2 protein-coding genes and 5 pseudogenes are annotated in these 4285 nt (G+C 42.6%); 3 read left to right on the top strand and 4 right to left on the bottom strand.

Going from position 1 to position 4285, the window contains the following annotated elements; translation table 11 throughout:
• Positions 1 to 235, top strand: a pseudogene (locus AB4307_RS21825) (ISAs1 family transposase); the annotation flags it as partial.
• 344 nt (positions 236 to 579) lie between these two features.
• On the opposite strand, the pseudogene AB4307_RS21820 reads toward AB4307_RS21825, so the two are convergent.
• Positions 580 to 990, bottom strand: a pseudogene (locus AB4307_RS21820) (diguanylate cyclase); the annotation flags it as partial.
• Positions 991 to 1055: 65 nt separating this feature from the next.
• Here AB4307_RS21820 and AB4307_RS21815 point away from each other — a divergent pair.
• Positions 1056 to 2156, top strand: coding sequence for an ISAs1 family transposase (locus tag AB4307_RS21815; RefSeq protein WP_372133519.1), 1101 nt, complete (start codon positions 1056 to 1058; stop codon positions 2154 to 2156).
• A gap of 27 nt (positions 2157 to 2183) precedes the next feature.
• Here the strand turns inward: AB4307_RS21815 and AB4307_RS21810 are convergent.
• Together AB4307_RS21810 and AB4307_RS21805 are read right to left on the bottom strand one after the other, a co-directional pair.
• Positions 2184 to 3167, bottom strand: a pseudogene (locus AB4307_RS21810) (DEAD/DEAH box helicase); the annotation flags it as partial.
• Positions 3161 to 3639 (bottom strand): annotated as a pseudogene (locus AB4307_RS21805) (VspR family transcription factor). The pseudogenes AB4307_RS21810 and AB4307_RS21805, both read right to left, overlap by 7 nt.
• Before the next feature lie 100 nt (positions 3640 to 3739).
• Between AB4307_RS21805 and AB4307_RS21800 the strand changes: the two are divergent.
• Positions 3740 to 4048, top strand: a complete 309-nt coding sequence (locus AB4307_RS21800) for a helix-turn-helix domain-containing protein (protein ID WP_210447959.1) — start codon at positions 3740 to 3742, stop codon at positions 4046 to 4048.
• A gap of 3 nt (positions 4049 to 4051) precedes the next feature.
• Here the strand turns inward: AB4307_RS21800 and AB4307_RS21795 are convergent.
• Positions 4052 to 4285: pseudogene (locus AB4307_RS21795) on the bottom strand (TniB family NTP-binding protein); the annotation flags it as partial.

Raw genomic sequence — 4285 nt, 5'->3', positions numbered from 1 at the left:
ACATTGGAGCATTGAAAATCTGATGCACTGGCGATTAGACGTTGGTTTTAAAGAAGATGAATGTCGGATACGTCGAGAGCAAGCCGGTGAGAATTTAGCAGTTATAAGACATATAGCTTTAAATCTGCTGACGGAAGAAATCAGCTTCAAAGCAAGGATCAAAAGAAAGCAGAAAAAAGCGAACCGCAATAACGCTTACCTTTCGCAAGTCCTTGCAGGGCAAGGGGCTTCGTAATCTTGCCCTGCTTTGACTCACCCTTCAGATGCACCTACTTATATAGTAGTAAATTATCTAGTTATAACCTGGTTTGAGTATTCGAGTTCATCTTTATTTTTCAACTTTTCTTACTCCCACCTGACTAATTTTACTAATGCCCCCGCACGCAATAACATAGTCGTAATAGAGGTTTTAATCGATGGTGTAAATAACCTTGTTCATACACTGTATCCTCTTAACAAGCTTTAGTTGGTGCCCTCTTAATGGGCATCGCTGATACAACCACTAAGATACCGCTACTCCTTGCAAATATCCTGATCGCAAGAAGATCTCTACAGATAAAACACTGAAATAGAACCAATTTAGATAAATGCTGCGATTATTCGCTGTTTAAATTGTCCCAACCTGAGCTCATCAAATGCTAAGGTTAGCCCTATATTATTTGATTTAACGGGATCTACCGCTCCCCCCCAACGGAGTACGCTTGAATGAGAGTGATTAGGTTGAGCACTTTCCGATACGATGCTTGATGATTGGCGTTTTTCATCAATAGCACTCGGCACATTATTCTCTTGTTTAATGTACATGCAGCTATCAGGAATATCCTGCTCAATTCTTTCAGCAAACCCAATCAAACTTTCTTCGGCAAAGGTATACAACCACGCTTCTTGATTGGGTGAATCATTGATTCTCAAAATTCGTCCGAGCACTTGCCTAAAGTAAAGCTCCGTTTTTACCGAACTCATATGGCAGCAAACCTGCAGCCTTGGCAGGGCGGGATCGCACTTTGTTAACAAATATGATCTAATAGTGCTAAATCCACAATCACACAGCCATTTTGAACTTAATCGAACACTTATCAGTCGTCCAAGACACTCGGTCAGACATTAATCAGAAGCATGATCTTATCGATGTCATGTTCCTTGTAATTAGCGCCATCGCATCTGGATGTGAAGGATGGCAAGATATTGAATTGTTTGGGAAAGACAAACTAGATTGGCTGAGAAAATACAGAACATTTGAACATGGTATTCCACGTCGGCATACAATAGCCCGTATTTTACGTTCAGTTGTCGCAGAATCTTTGCTAGAGGCATTAGCCCTGTGGATTAACGAGCAACGCACTAGTCAACACAAGCCGATAATCGCATTCGATGGAAAAGTGCTGCGTGGCTCATACCGAAATGACAAAAAAACAGCGTTACAATTGGTTACCGCCTACGACACTGAACGTGGCCTCGTTTTGAGTCAAAAGCCGACTGAGAGCAAAAATGGCGAGATCAACGTTGTACGCCAAATGCTTGATGTTATTAACGTAAAAGGCAGTGTCATCACCATTGATGCCCTGCATTGTCAGCGCGATATGCTCGAGAAAATTGCAGAGAAAAAGGCTCACGTTGTTGTTCAAGTGAAGAACAACCAGCCCAAATTGAGAGTGGCTATTGTGGAGCAATTTCAAGCTGTCTTTGAAGCAGGTAAAGAGAAAATAGTTACCGAAATCAAAGAGAAGCACCATGGCCGCAGTGAAGAAAGATATGTATTTCAGTTAAAGGCTAAGTTACCTAAAGAGCTTGCGGAGAAATGGCCGACAGTACGAAGCATCATTGCGGTGGAGCGGCATCGAGTGATCAACGGAAAAGGAAGTGTAGACACCTCATATTACATAAGCTCTATGTCGCCGAATCACAAAATGCTAGGCCACTACATTCGTCAGCATTGGCGTATTAAAAACAGCCAGCATTACGTATTAGATGTTGTTTTTAAAGAGGATTACTCACGGATCACGCTAGATGGTGCTGTAGAAAATATAGCGTTGTTTAGACGCTTTGTGATGAACATGCTGAAGCAATGCGAATGTGGTGCACCAAGCCAAAAAGTGAAGTTGAAGAAGGCTGCTTGGAACGATGATTATCGGGCACGAGTCTTCTTTGGGTTATAAATTGAACAAAGTGTGCTCGCGCCCTGGCAGCCTTGGAATATCCGTTCCTTCACTTATCATCCCAACACTGACTATCCACTGAACCTTTGAGTGACGAAAAGACTCAATTTCATTAAACGGGTCATCATGGTGATAAGTCACTATGCATGCTGATTGATTAAAGTACTCAACAAGTCGCTTTTGAATGTCTTTAGCGTGCTTAATAGAAGATGCAACCACTAAGCCTCCAGCACTTGGGGACTCTTGCCTTATCTGCGCTAGCTTTTGGCAACCACTATTTAATATGTAATTCATAGCGTCTTTATTGTGAATGACGCTTTGGTAAGAGACATCGGATTGTTTAAGACAATCAAGAATAGAGGCGAAGTGTTTATTATCACTGCCAGCCTTAACACTCAGGTATTCATTATCGATTAAAACGATTTTAGGGCGGCGGCATACCTTATCTTCAACGGCCTGTTGCAAGCCGTATTGGTAATCACAAACAACCTTGCCATCAGGATCAGAATACTCGGCCATGACAATCGGTAGTCGATCAGAACGCCAAGGAGTACCCGATAGCGCCAGAGTATAACCAGCAAAACCTTGGATCTTCGAGACAATTTCTAGCCCCCATGAGTTTGACCGCCCCTCATCATCAAACGAACAATGGTGGATCTCATCAAATACGACTAAAACTCGATATTTGCTGACGGTGTTCCAAAAGTTTTCATCCAAAAAGCGGATGGATTGGTAGGTGTAAGAGCCCCCTAGAGAACCCAAACCTCCATTAAAGGAACATTCGAGCTTCCATGAAAAGGTCTTTTGCATCCCTTCTGCAACAGTCAGAGAAGGCGAGAAGCACAGCACTAGGTCAATCATTCCTCTTTTAAATAACCGACTCGCAACCTCGGCGGCCATAACGGTTTTACCCGCTCCAGGAGTCGCTTGGCAGAGGAAGTGTGAATACTTGTTTGAAGTGAATTTCTCGATAACTTGAGCTGCACACTCGGCTTGCCATGCTCTTAACATTGAGGAGCCTTACTTTGCGCGACTTGCATCCAGTTGGTTAGTGCATTAATTCTGCCTAATAGCTTAGCTGAGCGTTCTCTTGCTGCATTAAATAGCGGCTGCATATCTTGCTTGTTGTTTGGGAAACGCGTTAACAACGATTGGTATTCCTCAATCTCGCCTAGAGTAATCGCCAACTCGCCTTCATGTTGCTTCTTCTCTTTCGAGCCGATCTAGGCTCAATTGTGAGCGCTTTGAATTCGTTAGTTTGATGGTAGCGTTTGTCTCTACGAGCACCGATGACAGAAAGCCAACCTTTCTCCTCAAGTGATAGAAGTTGCTTATAAACATACTTGCGAGCCTCGACCTTGCTCGGGAAGGTTGAAGCACTGTTTAGCAAAGCATCCCCAGCTTCTGTGACGGAGAAGTTATCCATCCCTTTTTTAATCAATAGGTTAAACATGTGAGGGTTAATTCTGGTTACTTTCTTCATGTGACTCTTACAGGCAATAAAACTTAGGATTGCTAAGTATACAAAAATCAGTAAAACTTAGACAATCTAAGTTATCTAAAGGTTGAAAAGAAATGTGTAAGTGCAAAAAGACAACCCCATCCCAGCGAGGCTCAAAGCTGCGCGTAAAAAAGCCAAGATCACCCAAAAAGATTTAGGGGTGAAAATTGGTATGGAGCAAAGTTCTGCTAGCGGTCGTATGAATCATTACGAGAAAGGCAGACATGTACCTGATATTGGTACGCTTGAGCGCATGGCTGAAGAGTTAGATGTGCCGCTAAACTACTTTTTCTGTAGGAGCGAATTGAGCGCTGAGTTAGCGTGTGCAATTGACAAGATGAGTGATGAAGAGAAGACGGTGTTGCTTAAGAGTCTAAAGAGCGAGAGCTAATACTTAAGCTTTAAGTCCATTTTTGCTCAGTAACATACTCAATGGAATTGCATCCGTAAATCGCGGAGCAAGTATCTTATCTTCTACGGCAATGGCATTCAGGTTGTAAGACGATCCAGAGTCAATTTGATGAAGACGAAGCTCCTCGATAGAACAATTAAAAGGGTTGTCCAAGTAGGGAAACTTAAATGAAAAGGTACGTGACAATATCGCTTTATCTATCGTATCAACGTTCTC

This window comes from Vibrio sp. 10N.261.52.C2, assembly GCF_041471425.1.
Classification (GTDB): Bacteria; Pseudomonadota; Gammaproteobacteria; order Enterobacterales; family Vibrionaceae; genus Vibrio; species Vibrio crassostreae_C.
The sequence above is the reverse complement of the archived record's forward strand: the minus strand, read 5'-3'. Positions and strand labels throughout refer to the sequence as shown.